At 67.0% G+C, this 19,278-nt stretch carries 23 protein-coding genes; 18 read left to right on the forward strand and 5 right to left on the reverse strand.

Annotated elements, in window-relative coordinates; translation table 11 throughout:
- Positions 1 to 19 precede the first annotated feature (19 nt).
- Both FHX72_RS09440 and FHX72_RS09445 read left to right on the forward strand, forming a co-directional pair.
- A complete protein-coding gene (locus FHX72_RS09440; RefSeq protein WP_068482928.1) occupies positions 20 to 604 on the forward strand; it encodes a TetR/AcrR family transcriptional regulator in 585 nt (194 codons plus the stop codon).
- Positions 605 to 766: 162 nt separating this feature from the next.
- Positions 767 to 3,427, forward strand: coding sequence for an aminotransferase class I/II-fold pyridoxal phosphate-dependent enzyme (locus FHX72_RS09445; protein WP_068483088.1), 2,661 nt, complete (start codon positions 767 to 769; stop codon positions 3,425 to 3,427).
- Here the strand turns inward: FHX72_RS09445 and FHX72_RS09450 are convergent.
- Positions 3,403 to 3,813, reverse strand: a complete 411-nt coding sequence (locus FHX72_RS09450; RefSeq protein WP_183624591.1) for a winged helix-turn-helix transcriptional regulator — start codon at positions 3,811 to 3,813, stop codon at positions 3,403 to 3,405. The genes FHX72_RS09445 and FHX72_RS09450 overlap by 25 nt on opposite strands.
- 113 nt (positions 3,814 to 3,926) lie before the next feature.
- On the opposite strand from FHX72_RS09450, the gene FHX72_RS09455 reads away from it, so the two are divergent.
- The 6 genes from FHX72_RS09455 to nadE all read left to right on the forward strand — a co-directional run bounded on the left by FHX72_RS09455 (position 3,927) and on the right by nadE (position 8,375).
- The gene (locus FHX72_RS09455; RefSeq protein WP_068482922.1) at positions 3,927 to 4,313 is read left to right on the forward strand and encodes a nuclear transport factor 2 family protein; all 387 of its coding nucleotides are present in this window, start codon (positions 3,927 to 3,929) and stop codon (positions 4,311 to 4,313) included.
- Between the two features lie 98 nt (positions 4,314 to 4,411).
- On the forward strand, positions 4,412 to 4,621 hold the full coding sequence (locus FHX72_RS09460) for a heavy-metal-associated domain-containing protein (RefSeq protein ID WP_068482919.1): 210 nt from the start codon (positions 4,412 to 4,414) through the stop codon (positions 4,619 to 4,621).
- A gap of 1 nt (position 4,622) precedes the next feature.
- Entirely contained in the window at positions 4,623 to 4,838 is a 216-nt protein-coding gene (locus FHX72_RS09465; protein ID WP_183624593.1) for a hypothetical protein, read from the forward strand.
- A complete protein-coding gene (locus tag FHX72_RS09470) occupies positions 4,835 to 7,117 on the forward strand; it encodes a heavy metal translocating P-type ATPase (RefSeq protein WP_338110099.1) in 2,283 nt (760 codons plus the stop codon). Before FHX72_RS09465 ends, FHX72_RS09470 begins: the two co-directional genes overlap by 4 nt.
- Positions 7,114 to 7,428: a metal-sensitive transcriptional regulator gene (locus FHX72_RS09475; RefSeq protein WP_068482913.1), complete on the forward strand. Its 315-nt coding sequence runs from the start codon at positions 7,114 to 7,116 to the stop codon at positions 7,426 to 7,428. Before FHX72_RS09470 ends, FHX72_RS09475 begins: the two co-directional genes overlap by 4 nt.
- 125 nt (positions 7,429 to 7,553) lie before the next feature.
- Positions 7,554 to 8,375 carry an ammonia-dependent NAD(+) synthetase gene (gene nadE / locus FHX72_RS09480; RefSeq protein WP_183624600.1) on the forward strand — a complete coding sequence of 274 codons (822 nt, stop codon included), beginning with the start codon at positions 7,554 to 7,556 and terminating at the stop codon, positions 8,373 to 8,375.
- Here the strand turns inward: nadE and FHX72_RS09485 are convergent.
- Positions 8,372 to 8,656 carry a hypothetical protein gene (locus tag FHX72_RS09485; protein ID WP_068482909.1) on the reverse strand — a complete coding sequence of 95 codons (285 nt, stop codon included), beginning with the start codon at positions 8,654 to 8,656 and terminating at the stop codon, positions 8,372 to 8,374. The genes nadE and FHX72_RS09485 overlap by 4 nt on opposite strands.
- Positions 8,657 to 8,751: 95 nt before the next feature.
- Here FHX72_RS09485 and msrA point away from each other — a divergent pair, with 95 nt between their 5' ends.
- From msrA to FHX72_RS09510, 5 genes are all read left to right on the forward strand, one after another.
- A complete protein-coding gene (msrA, locus tag FHX72_RS09490) occupies positions 8,752 to 9,273 on the forward strand; it encodes a peptide-methionine (S)-S-oxide reductase MsrA (RefSeq protein WP_183624603.1) in 522 nt (173 codons plus the stop codon).
- 241 nt (positions 9,274 to 9,514) lie between these two features.
- Complete coding sequence (locus FHX72_RS09495; RefSeq protein WP_068482903.1) at positions 9,515 to 10,066, forward strand: single-stranded DNA-binding protein; 552 nt, start codon at positions 9,515 to 9,517, stop codon at positions 10,064 to 10,066.
- 50 nt (positions 10,067 to 10,116) lie between these two features.
- Positions 10,117 to 10,572, forward strand: coding sequence for a DUF6993 domain-containing protein (locus FHX72_RS09500; protein WP_068482900.1), 456 nt, complete (start codon positions 10,117 to 10,119; stop codon positions 10,570 to 10,572).
- Between the two features lie 46 nt (positions 10,573 to 10,618).
- Positions 10,619 to 12,301 (forward strand): energy-dependent translational throttle protein EttA, encoded by a 1,683-nt coding sequence (gene ettA, locus FHX72_RS09505; RefSeq protein WP_068492973.1) that lies wholly within the window; start codon positions 10,619 to 10,621, stop codon positions 12,299 to 12,301.
- A 115-nt stretch (positions 12,302 to 12,416) separates the two neighbouring features.
- Positions 12,417 to 12,914 (forward strand): acyl-CoA thioesterase, encoded by a 498-nt coding sequence (locus FHX72_RS09510; RefSeq protein WP_068482895.1) that lies wholly within the window; start codon positions 12,417 to 12,419, stop codon positions 12,912 to 12,914.
- A gap of 29 nt (positions 12,915 to 12,943) precedes the next feature.
- On the opposite strand, the gene FHX72_RS09515 is transcribed toward FHX72_RS09510, so the two are convergent.
- Positions 12,944 to 13,825, reverse strand: coding sequence for an acyl-CoA thioesterase (locus FHX72_RS09515; protein ID WP_377605736.1), 882 nt, complete (start codon positions 13,823 to 13,825; stop codon positions 12,944 to 12,946).
- Positions 13,826 to 13,971: 146 nt separating this feature from the next.
- Between FHX72_RS09515 and FHX72_RS09520 the strand changes: the two genes are divergently transcribed.
- A complete protein-coding gene (locus tag FHX72_RS09520; protein WP_183624605.1) occupies positions 13,972 to 14,706 on the forward strand; it encodes a DUF8010 domain-containing protein in 735 nt (244 codons plus the stop codon).
- A 57-nt stretch (positions 14,707 to 14,763) separates the two neighbouring features.
- Positions 14,764 to 16,110, forward strand: coding sequence for an NADP-specific glutamate dehydrogenase (gene gdhA, locus FHX72_RS09525; RefSeq protein ID WP_183624606.1), 1,347 nt, complete (start codon positions 14,764 to 14,766; stop codon positions 16,108 to 16,110).
- A gap of 42 nt (positions 16,111 to 16,152) precedes the next feature.
- Here the strand turns inward: gdhA and FHX72_RS09530 are convergent, their stop codons facing one another.
- On the reverse strand, positions 16,153 to 16,605 hold the full coding sequence (locus FHX72_RS09530; RefSeq protein ID WP_068482886.1) for a globin: 453 nt from the start codon (positions 16,603 to 16,605) through the stop codon (positions 16,153 to 16,155).
- Positions 16,602 to 17,528 carry a mechanosensitive ion channel family protein gene (locus FHX72_RS09535; protein WP_183624608.1) on the reverse strand — a complete coding sequence of 309 codons (927 nt, stop codon included), beginning with the start codon at positions 17,526 to 17,528 and terminating at the stop codon, positions 16,602 to 16,604. Before FHX72_RS09535 ends, FHX72_RS09530 begins: the two co-directional genes overlap by 4 nt.
- Positions 17,529 to 17,617: 89 nt before the next feature.
- Here FHX72_RS09535 and FHX72_RS09540 point away from each other — a divergent pair, with 89 nt between their 5' ends.
- The 3 genes from FHX72_RS09540 (at position 17,618) to FHX72_RS09550 (ending at position 19,195) form a co-directional block, all read left to right on the forward strand.
- The gene (locus tag FHX72_RS09540; RefSeq protein ID WP_183624609.1) at positions 17,618 to 18,103 is read left to right on the forward strand and encodes a glutathione peroxidase; all 486 of its coding nucleotides are present in this window, start codon (positions 17,618 to 17,620) and stop codon (positions 18,101 to 18,103) included.
- A gap of 151 nt (positions 18,104 to 18,254) precedes the next feature.
- Positions 18,255 to 18,623: a hypothetical protein gene (locus FHX72_RS09545; protein WP_183624611.1), complete on the forward strand. Its 369-nt coding sequence runs from the start codon at positions 18,255 to 18,257 to the stop codon at positions 18,621 to 18,623.
- On the forward strand, positions 18,623 to 19,195 hold the full coding sequence (locus FHX72_RS09550; protein WP_338110103.1) for a class I SAM-dependent methyltransferase: 573 nt from the start codon (positions 18,623 to 18,625) through the stop codon (positions 19,193 to 19,195). The genes FHX72_RS09545 and FHX72_RS09550 overlap by 1 nt, the downstream gene beginning before the upstream one ends.
- Positions 19,196 to 19,278 lie beyond the last annotated feature (83 nt).

The following is a 19,278-nucleotide window of genomic DNA, read 5'->3' on the forward strand; positions in this document are numbered from 1 at the left end:
GTCGAGCGGAAGGGGTGCTGTGGCAGCACGGACAGGTGACGGGCGCGCGTCCATCGTCGCGGCCGGCTACGCTCTCATCTCTGAGCTGGGCTACGCGGGCGCGACCACGGCGCGGATCTGCGCCCGTGCAGGCGTTTCGTCCGGGACCTTCTTTCACTACTTTCCGAAGAAGATCGACCTCCTTGTCGGCATCCTCGAAGCGGATGTGCTCGACGCGAACCGTCAAGGGGAGACCCTGGCGTCGCTGGCGTCGGAAAGCCCCCCAGGCGCGCTTCAGGCCTGGATCGACGAGCTCCTCGATGAGGCGGCTGACCCGCTCCTTGCTGGTTTCGTGACGGCTCTCGGCGCCGCGCCGAGCGACCCGCGCCTGGTGGAGTTGCTCGCCGACGCCGCCTCGCTTCAAGAGAAGAGGCTCGAAGCGATCATCTCGGCCGGTCAGCGGCAGGGGCTGTGGCGGTCGGATCTCACCGCGGGGCGTCTCGCCGTCTGGGTGGGTGTGGTCGCCGATGGGCTCCTCTCGCGCAGCGTCGAGGACTCGAACTTCCATCCGCGAGAAGTTGCGGATGGGCTCCGCGACCTGATCGCCCGCTACCTCGCGCTCTGAGGGCGTCCGTCGCAAGTCGTCGCGTGGCTGGGAGGGCGCCCGCACTCTGGAAGAATGGCCAGCGTGACGAGCTTCGATGCCGCAGGTCTCCACGAATCCGCCCCCACCGCGATCGACGCTGATCGGCGCGCCTTAGGCCAGAGCCTCGAGCGTGACCCTGGCATGCCCACGAGCACGTGGCGGCTGCGCAGCGACGCCTGGGAGTACCTGCGCTTCGCAATCAAGCGCCTCGAGTCCGGACACGAGACGGCGAGCATCCTGGATGGTGACGGCGAGATCGCCCGCAACCTGCGCGCCCTGGAAACTCTTGAGCTGTACTGGGCGGGCTTCGGGCAGCGCTACGTCGCCGAGATCCGCGAGGCCCTCGACAACGGTGAGTATTCGACGGCTCTTGAGCGCATCGGTCGGGTGGTGAGCCGCCTTCGCGGCACGAGCATCCCGGCAGACCATCGTGACGACCGGCTCGATGAGGCGGAGCGAGCCGAGCTGCAGGATGACGCTGATCCGCGTCCCCGCTTCGAGGTGCTGCTCGTCGACGAGACGACCACGGCCGATCGCGACGCTCTGCGCGCCGATATTCTCAAGCTCCGCAGCGCCGCGGATGCGTTTGTCTACGACTACGTGATCGTGCCGTCTGCTGACGACGCCGTCGCGGCCGTGCTCACGAACCCGAACATCCTGGCCGTGATCATTCGGCCTGGCTTCAGCGACCGCAGCCAGCAGCGCTTGAGCCGCGACATGCGCGAGACCATCGACCTCGCGCACGTCGACTCGTCCGCCGCGCTCGCGACCTCGCGCTCGAGCCTCGCATCGGTGCAGCGGGTGCTCGGTCTTGCGGACACGCTCAACACGCTGCGCCCGGAACTTGACCTGTACCTCGTGGCCGGCGCTCACATCGAGGACCTCGCCGGCGTGCTCACGCGTCGTTTCCGTCGCGTGTTCTTGCGTGAGGACCAGCTCGAGCTGCACCTCTCGCTGCTGCGCCGCGTCTCGCACCTCTACGACACCCCGTTCTTCACGGCCATCCAGGAGCACGCGCGCCGACCCGCTGGCGTGTTCCACGCGCTTCCCATCTCGCGCGGCGGCTCGGTCGTCACCTCGAAGTGGATCACCGACCTCGTCGACTTCTACGGCCTGAACCTGCTGCTGGCGGAGACGAGCGCCACCTCCGGTGGGCTCGACTCGCTGCTCGCGCCAGTGGGGGCCATCAAGAAGTCGCAGGAGCTCGCGGCTCGCGCGTTCGGGGCGAAGCACACGTTCTTCGTCACGAATGGCACCTCGACGGCGAACAAGATCGTGCACCAGGCGCTCGTCTCGCCTGGCGACATCGTGCTCGTCGACCGCAACTGCCACAAGTCGCACCACCACGCGCTCATGCTGACGGGCGCCCGTACCGCGTATCTGGAGGCGTACCCGCTCAACGAGTTCGCGTTCTACGGGGCCGTGCCGCTCGACCGCATCAAGCAGCTGCTGCTCGACTACCGCGCGGCCGGTCGCCTCGACGAGGTGCGCCTCGTGACGCTCACGAACTGCACCTTCGACGGCATCGTCTACGACCCAGAGCGGGTCATGGCCGAGTGCCTCGCGATCAAGCCCGACCTGGTCTTCCTGTGGGACGAGGCCTGGTTCGCGTTCGCCGCGTTCCACCCCATCACTCGCCGCCGCACGGCGATGGCGGCGGCCAAGCACCTCGAGGACCGCCTTTCGTCGAGCACCCACGCGGCCGCGTACCAGGAGCAGCGCGCCCGCCTCTTCAACCCAGAGACGGGCGAGCCCGCAGCCGACGACGTCTGGCTCGCCGAGCGGCTCCTGCCCGCACCGGATGCGCGCATCCGGGTCTACGCGACGCAGTCCACGCACAAGACCCTCACTGCGCTGCGCCAGGGCTCGATGATCCACGTCTACGACAAGGACTGGTACCGCGAGGCCGAGGAGCCGTTCCACGAGGCGTACATGACGCACACGTCGACGTCGCCGAACTACCAGATCCTCGCCTCGCTCGACCTCGGCAGGCGCCAGGTCGAGCTCGAGGGCTTCGAGCTCGTGCAGCGACAGCTCGACCTGGCGACGAGCATCGCGCAGGCGATCGCGCGCCACCCGCTGCTGCGCCGCACCTTCCGGGTCCTCTCCGGCCACGACCTCATCCCCGCCGAGAACCGGGCCAGCGCGCGTCCCATGCCCCACCGCGACGGCTTCTCCACGATGTGGCAGGCGTGGGAAGAGGACGAGTTCGTCGTCGACCCGAGCCGCATCACCGTCGAGATCTCGCGAACGGGCGTCGACGGCGACACGTTCAAGCACGAGCACCTCATGGATCGCTACGGTATCCAGGTCAATAAGACGAGCCGCAACACGGTGCTCTTCATGACCAACATCGGCACCTCGCGCAGCTCCGTCGGCTATCTCATCGAGGTGCTCGTGAAGCTCGCCGAGCGCTTCGAGGAGGAGCAGCAGGCACGCGAGATCGACGGCGAGCGCCCGGCCCCCGCACCGATGCCGCCGCTGCCCGACTTCAGCGCGTTCGCGCCCGACTACGCCTCGGCCGACGGCCTTCCGGACGGCGACCTCCGCACAGCGTTCTTCCGCGGCCAGCGCCGGGCCAATATCGAGCACCTGAGCCACGCGCAGCTCGCGGAGCGCGTGAAAGGTGGCAGCGAGCCCGTCTCAGCTGGTTTTGTGACCCCGTACCCGCCCGGATTCCCGGTGCTCGTCCCGGGTCAGCTCGTCACCGACGAGGTGCTCGACTTCATGGCCGTGCTCGACACCCGCGAGATCCACGGCTACGACCCGGTGCGCGGCTACCGCATCCTGCGCGAAGACTGATCCCCGCTCGAGTCGGCGGCGGCGAGCACGTCGTCGGTTCGCTCGTCGAACGCATCACGCGAGACGAGCACTTCCTCGATGTGGGCTTCTGCCCAGACTTGAAGGGCGAGCAGCGGGGCTTCGGGGCTCGTCCCCAACGGCGTCAGCGCGTAGACGCGATGGCCGTCCCTCTCAGCTCGCTCGAGCATCCCGTCGCGCTCGAGTGACCGCAGGGTGTCGACCAGCACCTTCTTCGAGATGCCCTCGATCGTGCGGTGGAGTTCGCTGAATCGCTTTGGCCCCTGCGAGAGGGTGATGACGATCATCGCCGTCCACTTGTTCGCGATCTGGGCGAGCGACGTGCGCGACGGGCAGGTCGCGGAGAAGACGTTCCACTTCGGGCTCACGGGTGACCTCTTGTCGACGGGATGCTGGCTTGGTTCGGGATGCGGTTGGTCACGGTTAAGTGACCTGCGCCCGGTGCGTAGAACTGGAGGTACACCGAGAGAGGAACACCATCATGAACGCATTCGAGACCTTCACCAAGTACGACACGAGCCTGGCTGCTGGGGACCTGCCCGCCGTCGCCGCCATTCTCGCCCCCGACGTGATCTGGCATCAGCCGGGCAACAACCCGCTGTCGGGTCGAGCTGTCGGGCCGGAGGGTGTGCTCGCCCACCTCGGCCGTTTCTTCGAGCTCAGCAGCGGAAGCTTCCGCCTTGCGACCAAAACGGCAGCCGCGAACGGCGACCTCGTTGTGGCCACCGTCGAGTTCTCGGCGCAGCGCGAGGGACGGACGCCGCTGGCGCAGTCGGGCATCGACGTATTCCGGATCGTCGACGGGCACATCGCCGAGGTCTGGCTCTTCAGCGAGGACCAGGCAGCCGAGGACGAGTTCTGGTCGTGATGGTTTACCTCCCCTGAGCGGGAATACCTTCTGGGGGTATACGGTTGCATCTGGCGTACATACCCCCAGGGGGCACTGCCCCGGATAAGGAGACCTCCATGACCAGCACCACGTACCAAGTCACCGGAATGACCTGCGCCCACTGCGAGCGCGCCGTCACCCAGGAAGTCAGTGACCTGGCAGGTGTGGAACGCGTCGCTGTCTCCGCCGAGACCGGCGAGCTCGTGGTCGAGAGCGCTGCACCGCTCGACGACGCGGCCGTCATCGCGGCCGTCGACGAGGCCGGCTACGCAGCGATCCGAGCCTGACGTGAACGCGCCAGTCAAGCTCAGCCTTTACGCCGCGCTGCTCGCAGCGGTCTTCGGCGCGGCCTTCTTCACGGCGCAGGTCGTCGCTGAGGCGGACCGGGCTGGCGACTGGCGCCCGCAGCTGCAGCAGACCGCGCAGACTCCGAGTCCAACGGAGTTGCCGGACAGTGCTGATGAGCACTCGGAGGCGCCACAGCACGGGGAGGGTGAGAAGTGAGCGCAACAACCGATATCGAGCTGGAGATCGGTGGCATGACCTGCGCGTCCTGCGCGATGCGCATCGAGAAGAAGCTCAACAAGCTCGAGGGCGTGACCGCGAGTGTCAACTATGCGACGGAGAAAGCGCGTGTTCACGCGCCAGAGGGCCTCGACCCCCAGTCACTTATCGACGAGGTCGAGAAGACCGGCTACACCGCTGTGCTCCCTGTGCCAGAGCAACACAACGCTGAGGGGACGACCGTCGGGGATACGGACCCCGAGCTCACGAGCCTGCGGCAGCGTCTCATCGGCAGCATCGCGCTCGCCGTCCCCGTCATCGTCCTGGCCATGGTGCCGGCGTTTCAGTTCACGCACTGGCAGTGGGCGTCCCTCGCCCTGGCATCCCCGGTCATCGTCTGGGGTGCCTGGCCGTTCCACCGGGCCGCGTGGCTGAACCTTCGGCACGGCACCGCCACGATGGACACGCTCATCTCCGTCGGCACGATCGCCGCGTTTGTGTGGTCGCTCTACGCCCTTTTCTTCGGAACGGCCGGTGAGGCGGGGATGAAGCACCCGTTCGAATTCACGATCGCGCCGTCCGACGGAGCTGCCAACATCTACCTGGAGGTGGCTGCCGGCGTGACGATGTTCGTGCTGGCGGGCCGCTACTTCGAGAAGCGATCCAAGCGGCAGGCGAGCGCAGCCCTGCGCGCGTTGCTTGAACTCGGAGCGAAAGACGTCGCCGTTCTGCGCGGGGGAGCAGAACAGCGCATCCCCATCGGCGAACTCGCCGTTGGCGACGAATTCGTGGTGCGCCCTGGCGAGAAGATCGCGACGGACGGCGTCGTCGTCGGAGGTCGCTCGGCTGTCGATGCGTCCATGCTCACTGGCGAGTCAGTGCCGGTTGAGGTCATCGAAGGAGACCGAGTTGTCGGTGCGACGCTCAACGCAGGCGGGCGGCTCGTCGTGCGTGCGGCCAAGGTCGGGGGAGATACGCAGCTCGCGCAGATGGCGAAGCTCGTCGAGGACGCCCAGACCGGCAAGGCGGAGGTGCAACGCCTCGCCGACCGAATCTCGGGCGTCTTTGTGCCGATCGTCATCGCTATCTCGGTCGCGACCCTCGGAGCCTGGCTCGGTGCAGGTTTCCCCGTCGCGGTAGCCTTCACGGCGGCCGTCGCCGTGCTCATCATCGCGTGCCCGTGCGCGCTTGGCCTCGCGACCCCGACCGCGCTGCTCGTGGGCACGGGCCGGGGCGCGCAGCTCGGGATCCTCATCAAGGGGCCGGAGGTGCTCGAGTCGACTCGAAGCGTCGACACCATCGTCGTCGACAAGACCGGCACCGTCACGAGCGGCAAAATGGAGCTCGTGGGAGCCTGGGCGGCCGACGGCGTCGAACGGGGCGAGCTCCTGCGCCTCGCCGGCGCCCTTGAGGCGGCATCGGAGCATCCCATCGCCCGGGCACTCGCCGCAGGCGCCGCAGCCGAGGTCGGTGCGCTTCCAGAAGTAGAGAATTTCCAGAACCACGAGGGCACTGGCGTGCAGGGCATCGTCGAGGGCCACCTGGTTGTCGTCGGGCGCGAGAAGCTGCTCGCCGATTGGGCCATCCCGCTCGACGGAGGACTCGCGGAGCGCAAGCGACACGCAGAGTCCCTCGGACAGACCACGGTTATCGTGGCCTGGGATGGCGCGGCTCGCGGCGTGCTCGCGGTCGCCGACACCATCAAGCCGACCAGCGCGCAGGCGATCGCCGAGCTACGGAGCCTCGGGCTCCGCCCCGTGCTGCTCACCGGCGACAACACGACCGTCGCTGAGCAGGTCGCCGAGGCCGTCGGCATCTCTGAGGTGATCGCGGAGGTGCTGCCGCAGGAGAAAGTCGACGTGATCCGTCGTCTGCAGGACGAGGGCCACGTCGTCGCAATGGTGGGTGACGGGGTCAACGATGCGGCGGCGCTCGCGCAGGCCGACCTTGGTCTTGCCATGGGAACCGGCTCGGACATCGCGATCGAGGCGGCCGACGTCACGCTTGTCCGTGACGACTTGTTGGCTGCATTGGATGCGATCCGCCTGTCCCGACGCACGCTCGGCACGATCAAGGGCAACCTCTTCTGGGCCTTCGCCTACAACATCGCGGCGATCCCCCTGGCGGCGCTCGGGATGCTCAACCCCATGCTGGCGGGCGCCGCCATGGCGTTCTCCAGCGTGTTCGTCGTCGGGAACAGCCTCCGACTGCGCGCTTTCCGTGGCGTGAAGAGCACCACGACATCTCTCGACAGCAACCCAAGGAAGGCAACGTCATGAGCGACACCACCGAGACGGGCGGCCACGCCCACCACGGCTACATCGAAGACAAGAGCAAGTACCTCACGCGACTGAAGCGCATCGAGGGCCAGGCGAGGGGCATCCATCGGATGGTCGACGAGGAGCAGTACTGCATCGACATCCTCACGCAAATCTCGGCGGTCACGTCTGCCCTCGAGAACGTGGCGCTCGGGCTCATGGACGACCACCTCAAGCACTGCGTCGCGGACGCTGTCAAGCTTGGCGGCGCTGAGGGAGAACTGAAGCTCAAGGAAGCGTCTGACGCCATCGCGCGCCTCGTGCGCAGCTGAGCGACTCTCGCCGCGAGCGCGGTGGCGGTGAGGCTCTTACGGCCTGCAGGCGCAGGATGCTCGGAGGCAGTACCCGCGAAAATGACTCCCAGCGGAAACAGGTGCTCGCTAGGATCGGTCGCACCATGAGCGCACAACAGGAAATCATCACGGCCCTCGGCGTCAAGCCGGTCATCGACCCCGCAGGGGAGGTTCGCGCGCGGATCTCCTTCATGCGGGAGTACCTCGCGGCGACCGGCGCCAAGGGGCTCGTGCTCGGTATCAGTGGCGGCCAGGACTCTTCGCTGCTCGGCAAGCTCGCACAGCTCGCGGTTGAGCAGGTTCGAGCCGAGGGCGGCGAGGCGACGTTCGTTGCAGTGCGTCTCCCGCACGGCGTGCAGGCGGACGAAGACGATGCGCAGCTTGCCCTGGAGTTCATCCAGCCGGACGAGCGGATCACCTTCGACATCAAGCCGGCGACGGACGGCCTGCAGCAGGCCTTCCTCAGCGCCACGGGGCGCGCCATCACGGACTTCAACAAGGGCAACTCGAAGGCTCGGCAGCGCATGATCGCGCAGTACGCGATCGCGGGCGAGCGCGGGTTCCTCGTGCTCGGCACAGACCACGCGGCCGAGGCCGTCACGGGCTTCTTCACGAAGTACGGCGACGGCGGCACCGACCTCAACCCACTTGCTGGCCTGACAAAAGCCCAGGGGCGTCAGCTACTTGAGGAGCTCGGCGCACCGGAGCGCCTCTACGTCAAGGCGCCGACGGCCGACCTGCTCGACGAGACACCTGGACAGACCGACGAGGCGAACCTCGGTCTCAGCTACACGCAGATCGACACGTACCTGACCGGCGGCGACGTCGGCGCGGAGACGTCAGCTCGTATCGAGGCGCTCTACCGGAAGACCGAACACAAGCGGCAGCTTCCCGTGCTGCCCACCGACACGTGGTGGCGTGGCTAGAGGTATCGAAAGGCCGTGACGGCTTCGGCGAAGTCTGCGAACTCGTCGAGTGTGAGAAACGCGGTGGACGTTCGGCTCATGCGCGTGGCGGCGTAGGCCACGCCCGTGCCGTGTCGGTGTTCCTCGACGTACCCGCGCACTGCGCCGTTTGGGCCAGTCACCCGCCACCGCGCGGCGTGCACCTGCGTGGCGGTGAGCCCCGCGAAGCGGCGCGTGAACGGGCCCGTGCGGGGCGTCAGCGTGGGAGCCGGTGTGGACTGAGCGAGCTGTGTCGAGGTCATGTCGTCAGGCTAGGTGCGACCACCGACGTTCTTCGGGCAGGCGGAGTTCGCGCAGGGCTGAGCCACGACGTCGCCCACCCGCGTAGCCTTGGCGCATGACCGAATTCGTGCTTGCAGGTGGCTGTTTCTGGTGTCTCGACGCTGTGTACAGGAACGTCAAGGGCGTCAGCGACGTGATCTCTGGCTACACGGGTGGCGAGCATCCCAAGCCCGACTACGAACTGGTGTGCACCGGCTCGACCGGCCATGCTGAGGCAGTGCGCGTCGTCTTCGACGAGAGCGTGGTGCCCGCCGATGTGATCCTCGACATCTTCTTCACGCTGCACGACCCTCGCCAGCTCAACCGACAGGGCAACGACGTCGGCACGCAGTACCGGTCCGCGATGTATTACACCGACGATGCTCAGCGTGAGCTCTTCGAAGCTGCTCGCGACCGAGCAGACGAGCTCTGGGGTGGCGGCATCGTCACCGAGATCGCACCTCTCGGTCAGTACTTCGACGCAGAGGACTACCACCAAGACTTCTTCGCCAAGAACCCCGGTCAGGGCTACTGCAACTTCGTCGCAGTGCCGAAGGTCAATAAGGTGCGCGCGAAGTTCACCCCATACATGCTCTGACCAGCGCTGCCATGCTCTGACCTGCACGGCCCGCATTTCGCAGCGGGTCTCCCAGCGCTCGGCACTCTGCCGACAAGGCGCCTGTGGACGGAACACCGTCCACAGGCGCCTTTCTCGTCTGCCCCGTCGCCCCTCGACGGACACACACTGGTGCCGCGATCCGGCGCGGAGCTTCCGGCACGAGCGCCGCGCCGGATCGCACCGCATCCAGAACGCACAGCATCCGAATCCAGGGGGAGACATGCAAGACCACATCACGCTCATCGGAAACCTCGGCAGCGAGCCGGAGGCCAAGACGACAACAAGCGGGCAGCAGGTCGTGAACTTTCGCATCGCGACCAACTCGCGGCGTCTGAACCGGGCGACAAACACCTGGGAGGACGTCGACCCCAACTGGTACGACGTCTCGGCGTGGGGCGACCTCGCGAGGCATGCCGCCTCGTCGTTCCGGAAGGGGCAGCGAGTCATCGTCGTCGGAAAGCTCCGGATGCGGAAGTTCGACTCGCAGAACGGGCCGCGCACCAAACACGAGGTGGTGGCGGATGCACTCGGCCACGACCTGACGGCTGGAACCTCGATCTTCGCGAAACTCGAGCGAGCCCCTCGGGAGCAGGCGAGCGGTGAGACGCGGCAGGGCTTCGATGGATCCAAGGGCTTCGGCAGAACGCAAGGCTCCGAGGGGACGTTGGGGGAGGCACCTCCTGAGGAGGACGGAGCAGCGGCGCCGCCGAACGAGGCGGAGTGGCACCAGCCATCTGTCGCCGACGAGGGGGAGTACCCGACGCCCTTCTAGGGGCCGGCGCCACCTACACTGGTGACCGCCCCGTCCGAGAAAGGTCCCGAATGCGCTGCTCCCGTCTCATCGCCCCAGCGGCACTGGTGGCGGTGCTGGCGCTCGCGGGATGCTCATCGCAGGAGGGGCAGCCCCCTGCCGAGACGACCGCAGCAGCTGAGCCCACCCAGGCGGCGCCGGCAATCTTCGTTCCTGGCGGCTCTGCGGGCGAGAACAAGCCCATCTTCGACCAGACAAACCTGCAGACGATCGCGACGAACGGCTCCGCCAGCTCGGTGGAGCTCGTGAACGCGCTCAGCACGACCGGCTTTGACAAGGCGGCCATGGAGGTCACCTTCGACCGCACGAATGTGGATCTCGAAGCCGACTACATCATCGTCTCGGTGAAGATCGGCGAGGAGTGCCTTGTGGGCCAGCGCGGCCCGCGCGGCTACACCTCGGACGTCGTCGCTCCCGTCAGCACGGGCAAATGCCTCATCGGCCTCACACAGCCCATCACCTGGTAGCGAAGCTCCGCGCGCCGAGTGCCAACCAACTCCTAGACTGGAACCCATGGCCGAGTACATTTATCAGATGATCCGCGCCCGCAAGGCGGTCGGAGACAAGCTCATTCTGGACGACGTGACGATGTCGTTCCTCCCAGGCGCCAAGATCGGCATGGTCGGCCCCAACGGGGCTGGTAAGTCGACGATCCTCAAGATCATGGCTGGCCTCGACACTCCCTCGAACGGCGACGCGACCCTCACACCAGGGTTCACTGTCGGCATCCTCATGCAGGAGCCGGAGCTCGACGAGACGAAGACGGTTCGCGAGAACGTCGAGCTCGGCGTCGCGGAGACGAAGGCGAAGCTCGACCGCTTCAACGAGATCTCCGCGCTCATGGCGGAGCCCGATGCAGACTTCGACGCGCTCATGGAAGAGATGGGCACGCTCCAGGAGTACATCGACCACGTCGACGCCTGGGACCTCGACTCGCAGCTTGAGCAGGCGATGGACGCCCTCCGCCTCCCACCGGCAGACGCAGATGTCAGCGTCCTCTCTGGTGGCGAGAAGCGCCGCGTCGCGCTCTGCAAGCTCCTCCTCGAGAAGCCCGACCTGCTGCTCCTCGACGAGCCCACGAACCACCTCGACGCCGAGAGCGTGCTCTGGCTCGAGCAGCACCTCCAGAAGTACCCTGGCGCAGTCATCGCCATTACGCACGACCGGTACTTCCTCGACCACGTCGCCCAGTGGATCGCCGAGATCGACCGTGGCCGTCTCCACGGCTACGAGGGCAACTACTCGAGCTACCTCGAGAAGAAGCAGGAGCGACTCCAGGTCCAGGGCAAGAAGGACCAGAAGCTCGCGAAGCGCCTCGAAGAGGAGCTCGCCTGGGTTCGCACGAACGCGAAGGGCCGCCAGGCGAAGTCGAAGGCGCGTCTCGCCAGGTACGAGGAGATGGCTTCCGAGGCGGAGCGCACCAGGAAGCTCGACTTCGAAGAGATCCAGATTCCAGCTGGCCCGCGCCTCGGCAGCATCGTTCTCGAGGCCAACAAGTTGAAGAAGGGCTTCGGCGAGCGCGTGCTCATCGACGACCTGAGCTTCTCGCTGCCCCGCAACGGCATCGTGGGCATCATCGGACCGAACGGTGTTGGAAAGACGACGCTGTTCAAGTCGATCGTCGGCTTCGAGGAACTCGATGGCGGCGAGCTCAAGATCGGCGAGACGGTCAAGCTCTCCTACGTCGACCAGTCGCGTGGCGGCATCGACCCGGAGAAGAATGTGTGGGAAGTCGTCTCCGACGGCTTCGACTACATGCAGGTCGGCAACGTCGAGATCCCCTCCCGCGCCTACGTGTCCACCTTCGGGTTCAAGGGGCCAGACCAGCAGAAGAAGGCCGGGGTGCTCTCCGGTGGTGAGCGCAACCGCCTCAACCTGGCGCTCACGCTCAAGCAGGGCGGCAACCTGCTGCTGCTCGATGAGCCAACGAACGACCTCGACGTCGAAACGCTGTCGAGCCTCGAGAATGCGCTGCTCGAGTACCCCGGATGCGCCGTGGTCATCACGCACGACCGGTGGTTCCTCGACCGCATCGCCACGCACATCCTCGCGTACGAGGGCACCGAGGAAGACCCGAGCCGCTGGCACTGGTTCGAGGGCAACTTCGAGGGCTACGAGGAGAACAAGATCGAGCGCCTCGGCCCAGACGCGGCCAAGCCGTCGCGGATGACCTACCGCAAGCTCACGCGGGACTAGTCCCACCCGGAACCCCGGGGCCGCTCAGCGCGGCCCCGGGGTTTCCTCGTCCCACCCAGCCACACTCCGCCGACTCCGGCAGGTCACCCGCCGACACGAAGGACACGTCACTCCGATGCGCTTCCACGTCCCCACGCTCCTCCGCTGGAGCGACCTCGACGCCTACAACCACGTCAACAACTCACGCGTGCTCACGCTGCTCGAGGAAGCCAGAGTCCGCGCCTTCTGGAACATCGGCGCATCCAACGACGAAGAGCGGCCGCTCGCGATCATCGACGCCGCCGCAGAAGGCGGCGACACGCTGACCCTCATCGCCCGCAACGAGATCGAGTACCTCGCCCCGATCCCGTACTCGACGAAGCCCCTCGACGTGCAGCTGTGGATCTCCAAGATGGGGGCAGCCAGCGCCGAGGTCGACTACGAGATCTGGAGCCCGGAGGAAGGGCAACCAGGCGGCACCGAACGCGTGAGGTACGTTATCGCGTCGTCAACCCTGGTCTTCATTGACGCCGCCACGCAGCGCCCGCGCCGCATCAACGACCGCGAACGCGAAGCCTGGACCCCATTCATCGGCGAGCCGCTCAAGTTCCGCGGCGGCCGCAGCAACGACTAGAACACCTGCAGCGCTCCGAGCGACGTGCGTCAGCTCCGCTTGCGGCGCACCATGCCCTCCTGGGCGACGGTCGCGACAAGCGCGCCGTCGCGCGAGAACAGCTGGCCGCGCGAGAGGCCACGGCCACCGCGCGCGACGGGAGAATCCTGCACGTACAGCAGCCACTCGTCCGCGCGCGCATCCCGGTGCCACCAGACGCCGTGATCGAGGCTCGCCGCGCGAAGCCCCGGAGTCGACCAGGTCAGGCCGTGCCCGCGCATGATGGGCTCGAGGATCGAGTAGTCGCTCGCGTACGCGATGGCCGCGCGGTGCAGCATCAGGTCGTCAGGCATGCGCTCGACCGCCTTGATCCAGACCGCCTGAGCTGGCGTCGGATCGCTGGCGGGTTCCAAGTAGACGGGGCCGTTGACGTGGCGCATCGTGAACGGGCGCTTCAGCAGCCAGTACGCGGCCAGTGACTCCGGCGCTTCGGATCCGAGCGTCGCCTTCACGGTCTCGAGCAGGTCTGCCTCGCTCGGCAGGTCCTCAGGGTCGGGGATGCCCTCCGGCATCGTCACCTCGTGCTCGAAGCCGTCATTCACGTCCTGGAACGACGCGATCATCGACCAGATTGGCTGACCGCTCTGGAACGCGCTGACGGCGCGGGTCGTGAACGAGTTGCCGTCGTGGATTCGGTCGACGGCGAAGGTGATAGGCAGTTTCACGTCGCCCGGGCGAAGGAAGTAGCCGTGCATGGAGTGCACCGGACGGTCGCTTGCGACGGTTCTGGCGGCGGCGACCAGCGACTGGGCTGCCACTTGTCCGCCGAACACGCGGCCGTGCGGCATCCACTGGCTCGGCCCGGTGAAGATGTCGTCGCGCGTTCGGGCGCCCGTGTCGGTGAGGTCGAGCGTGTGCAGGAACGCCTCGATGGGCGACAGCGCCTCGAGTGCGTCGAACGAGAGCGGGGCCGGCTGGTGCGGCGCGGACGAGTGCGAGGGCGACTCGGGGAGCAGATCTGCCATCCCTGCAGTCTAGAGACCCGCAACCCGGGGAGAACTGGGTAGGTTAGAAGGCAATGTCTCCCACCCTCCGCATCTCCGACCTCCGCGCTGCTCGCGACCTCGAATCGTTCCTGGGTCGAGCCGGTCGCGTCGAAGACGGCGCCGTGCGGATCGTCGCGAGGGGCGCAGTCGCTGCGTTCTGGGTGCCAGTCCTCCGGCCGCAGGGGATCCTCGACACCTCACCGCTTGTGCTCGGCGTGCGCGCACTCCGCGCCGAGCTCGTGGGCGCGGTCGACGACGACGTCCACGCTGGCGCGTTCGACGTGACAGTCCCTCTGCGCGCGCTGCTCGACCGCCTCGCCCGGCAACGCAGCGTCGACGTCGACGTCGACGGGCCAGCGGATGCGACCGTCGGGTTCGATCTCGTTGTTCCGCCTGAGCGGCTCCGAGAATCCTGGGCAGGCATCGCCGCACCTACGGGCGGTTGGGCCCTCGCCGGAACTCTGCCGGCCGCCAGGCTCATTGCAGCGGCCGACCAGGGCATCGCCGAAGTCGCCGAGGCTGTGCCAGGCAACCTCGGGACAGCGCTCGTCGAGAGAGTCCGCACGGACGTGTGGACGCGTGTGATCGACGAGCAGAGCGGGCTCACGAGCGGGGGGGGCGTTTGCAGCCCTGAGCCTCGGCTTCCTGCGCTCGGGCGAAGACGCCCGCATCCTCACTGCCGGAGCCTGGCTCCGCCTCGAAACCCCGCAGGGCAACGTGCTCCTGCGATCCAACTCGGCACGCTAAGCGCTGCCGACGCCCACTGAGCGGGCTACTCGCTCAGCATCCGCGCACCCCGTGCGCCCCACCCCCGGAGGACACCCATGGACCGCAGCATTGATCGCCTCAAGGCAGACATCTTCGCCAGGAACGCGGGCGAACCTGAGTTTCACCAGGCGGTCGCCGAGGTGCTCGACACCCTCGGTCCGGTACTCGATCGGCATCCGGAGTACTTCGAGCTGGCGGTCATCCGCCGCTTGAGCGAGCCTGAGCGGCAGATCATTTTCCGTGTGCCGTGGGTGGATGACAACGGGCACGTCCAGATCAACCGCGGCTACCGGGTCGAGTTCAGCTCGGCGCTTGGCCCGTACAAGGGCGGGCTGAGATTCCACCCTTCGGTGAACCTCGGCATCGTGAAGTTCCTCGGTTTCGAGCAGATCTTCAAGAACTCGCTGACGGGTATGCCGATCGGTGGCGGGAAGGGCGGTGCCGACTTCGATCCGCGCGGCCGAAGCGAGCGCGAGATCATGGCGTTCTGCCAGTCGTTCATGTCTGAGCTGTTCCGCCACATCGGGGAGCACACGGATGTTCCTGCCGGTGACATCGGAGTCGGTGGCCGCGAGATCGGCTACATGTTCGGCCAGTACAAGCGCCTCACGAACCGCTTCGAGGCCGGTGTGCTGACGGGCAAGGGAATGACCTGGGGCGGCTCGCTGGTGCGCCCGGAGGCAACGGGCTACGGGACGGTCCTGTTCGCGCAGGAGATGCTCGGCGCGGCCGGCGACGACCTCGAGGGCAAGAGGGTCGCGGTTTCCGGGTCTGGCAACGTCGCGATCTACGCCATCGAGAAGGCGCAATCGCTTGGCGCGAAGGTCGTCACGGCGAGTGACTCCTCTGGCGCCATCCATGACCCCGACGGCATCAACCTCGAGGTGCTCAAGCAACTCAAACTTGTCGATCGCGGGCGCATCAGCGAGTACGTGGACCGCGTGGGCGGGCGCTCCGAGTTCCTCGCCGAACCAGGCGCTATCTGGCGTGTGCCCGTCGATATCGCGCTGCCGTGCGCGACGCAGAACGAACTCGACGGAGAGGCAGCCGCGGTCCTCATCGAGAACGGCGTGCGGGTCGTCGCCGAGGGGGCCAACATGCCGTGCACGAAGGCGGCGGCCGAGCGATTCCGCGCCGAGGACGGGGTGCTCTTCGGCCCGGCAAAGGCAGCGAACGCGGGTGGCGTCGCCACGAGTGCGCTCGAGATGCAACAGAACGCGCAGCGGGATTCTTGGTCGTTCGAGCACACCGAGACTCGCCTGACGGAGATCATGCGAGACATCCACACGCGTTGCCAGGAGACGGCAGGCGAGTACGGGAAGCCCGACGATTACGTGCTGGGCGCCAACATCGCCGGCTTCTCCCGCGTGGTCGACGCGATGCTCGCGCAGGGCGTCGTCTAGGCCTCAGACCGCGAGGGCAGAGCGAGACCGTTCGGTCCGAGCTCAGGAGTCGGCTTCTGCTCCTGGGCTCGGCTCGAACGTGTTGACCATGGCGGTCGCTGCGCGGTCGAAGTAGTCGGCCATCTGCGTCCGGTGGATGGGAGCCAGGTCCAGCTGGTCCATGGCGGCGTGCATGTGCCGCAGCCAGTGCTCCCTTGCCTCCGGGTTGATGTGGAACGCGTTGTGGCGCATCCGGAGCCGCGGGTGGCCACGCTCGGCGCTGTACTCGCTCGGCCCGCCGAAGTACTGGGCGAGGAAATGCCCGAGTCGCCAGGTTGCGCCCTCGAGGTCGTCCTGCGGGTACATGCGCCACATGAGTTCGTCTTCGCGGACGCCCTCGTAGAAGGCGCTCGCGAGTTTCTCGAAGGCTGGCATGCCGCCGATCTCGTCGTACAGCGTTGGCACGGCGGCGGCTCCGCCCTCAGAGGCGCGCAGGTGGATTGGGTTGCCGGTCATTTCTTGTCCTTGCCGCTGTCGATGCCGTTCGGACCATCAAAGACGATGGTGTTGAGCGGTGGCAACTCGATGCCCTCGCGCTTAAGGAGATCCTGCGTGCGGGCGCGGATCTCGCGCTCGACGTCGCCGCGCACGCCGGGCCGTACTCGCGCGACGAGGCGCACGACGACGGCCTCGTTCGACAGCGTCTGGAGTCCCCACACTGCGGGTTCCTCGATGAAGTGGTCGAGCCACTCCGGGTCGTTGGCGACTTCCTTGGCGGCGCGGAGCAGCAGCTGCTCGATCAAGTGGCGGTCGATGCTGTAGGGCACGGCGAGGTCGAACACGACCCGGTTCCAGCCCTGCGAGTTGCTGCCGACGCGCTGCACCTCGCCGTTGCGGACGAACCAGAGGGTGCCGTAGACGTCGCGCACCTGCGTGACGCGCACTCCCACTTTCTCGACGACACCGGATGCGACGCCCAAGTCGACGTCGTCGCCGACGCCGAGCTGGTCCTCCATAACCATGAAGAGACCGTTGAGCACGTCACCGACGATGCGCTGGGCGCCGAAACCAAGGCCAGCGCCAACGGCGGCGCTCAGGAGGGAGAGCGAGGCGAGGATGCCAGGGTCGATCTTCGAGATGATCATCACGATCAGAGTGACGACGATCACGACGTTCACGATGTTCGTCAGCACGGAGCCGATCGTGCGCGTGCGCTGCACGGTGCGGACGGCTGCGAGCGGAGAGCGCACCGACAGCGCCTGGGTGTCGGTCACGCCGCGCTTTTTCTTGACGCCGCTCACGATCTGCTTCACCGAGCGGTCGATCAGCCTCAGCAGGACCCAGCGGACCACGAAGGCTCCGAGGATGTAGAAGACGATCGTGATGGGGATGTCGAAGGGGGCGAGCGCGGTCGTGAGTGAAGTCCAGAAGTCTGCCATAGCGCAACGAGTGTAGGCGGACGCGCCTATCTGTCTCGTGTGAGCGGCGTGCGAGGAATAGGGGAGCGGCGCATCCGGTTGCCCTCCGTATGAGCCTGAACGTGAACGACATCGAAGTCACCACCATCGACGGCGAGGCCAAGAAGCTCGCGGCCTACGAGCCCGTGAAGCTCGTGGTGAACGTCGCCTCGAAGTGCGGCCTCTCCGGCCAGTACGAGAAGCTCGAGGAGCTGCAACGGCAGTACGGCGCGCAGGGCTTCACAGTGCTCGGCTTCCCGAGTAACCAGTTCCTGCAGGAGTACTCCGACGCAGAGAAGATCAAGCAGTACTGCTCGCTCACGTGGGGTGTCAGCTTCCCCATGTTCGAGAAGGTCAAGGTCAATGGGCGGTCGGCGCACCCGCTCTACGCGGAGTTGACGAAGACTCCGGATGCGAACGGCAAGGCGGGGCGTGTGAGCTGGAACTTCGAGAAGTTCCTCATCGGGCGAGACGGCAAGATCACGCGCTTCCGCCCGACCACCGAACCCGACGCGCCGGAGGTCGTCGCCGCTATCGAGGCGGCACTGGCCCAGTAGCCTCAATGCACGATGGGTAGCGTGGGAGCGGCGGGCATCACAAGCATCCGTTGGGGCAGGGGGCTTCGAGATGGTGTTGAACTGGTTGCGCCGTGCGCAGGAAGACGCCGTGTCCACGAGGCTCTGCGATCTGCCGTGGAGCCGATTCTCGGTGGACACGACCACGGAGCCACCCGCCTGGTCACCGTGCCGAAACCACGAGATCGCGGGCGACGCGCGCGACCTCGCCAGCGTCGATGAACGCCTGCGAGGGCTCCGCCGGAACCTGCTCGATGGGTCGCCGCGCGGGGCCTGCAAGAAGTGCCCTGACAAGCCGCGGGCGTCTCCCCGCCAGCTGAAGGAGCACCTCGCGGTCGAAGGAGTGGCCGAAGGCAACCTGCTCATCGAGGCGGTCCGGGAAGTGATCGACGAGCCGCCCGTGATGCCGCCCGCTGAGCTCATGCACCGCGTGGCCCATACCCGCGACGCCATCGATTTCGCGCTCTCCGGCACGGTCAGCTTCTTCGACTTCACCCCCTGATCGATCGGTACGACCGCGCGTCGCAGCCTCGCGTGCTCGACTGGGGCTGCGGCAGCGGCCGGCTCTCCATCCCGCTGGCGGCGAGGCGTCCAGACCTCGCCCTCACCGGCTGCGACATCGACGCAGAGGCGGTGCAGTGGTGCCGCGACAACATCGCGGGAGGAGACTTCCACGTCATCGACCCGCTGCCGCCGACCTCGTTCACGCGCGGCGAGTTTACGTCGATCATCGGCTACTCCGTGATCACCCACCTGAGCCGCGAGCTGCAGTTCGCGTGGCGAGACGAGCTCCACGCGCTGCTCGCCGACGGCGGCATCGCCATGGTGACGACGATGGGCGAGTCCGCGGCGCGTCGGCACGGGCTCGAGGAGCGCCTGAAGCGGGAAGGCATCATCGACGACCTCCTCGACAGCACCCTCGACGACGTTGCCGCGGACGGCTACTACCGCAGTATCTTCCAGAGCAGGGCCTTCACCGAGGCGGCCTGGGGCGAGCGCTTCGACGTCCTCGAGGTCATCGAGGCCGGCGCGTTCAACTACCAGGACATCGTCGTGCTGCGGAAGCGAGCCTGAGCTTCGACGTCCGCTTCCGAACGCGAGCGAGGGCCGTCCACCTCAAGGTGAACGGCCCTCGACTCGTCGTCTGGCCCCGCGGG

Origin of the sequence: Pseudoclavibacter helvolus, from assembly GCF_014191305.1 — a bacterium.
Lineage (GTDB): Bacteria > Actinomycetota > Actinomycetes > Actinomycetales > Microbacteriaceae > Pseudoclavibacter > Pseudoclavibacter helvolus.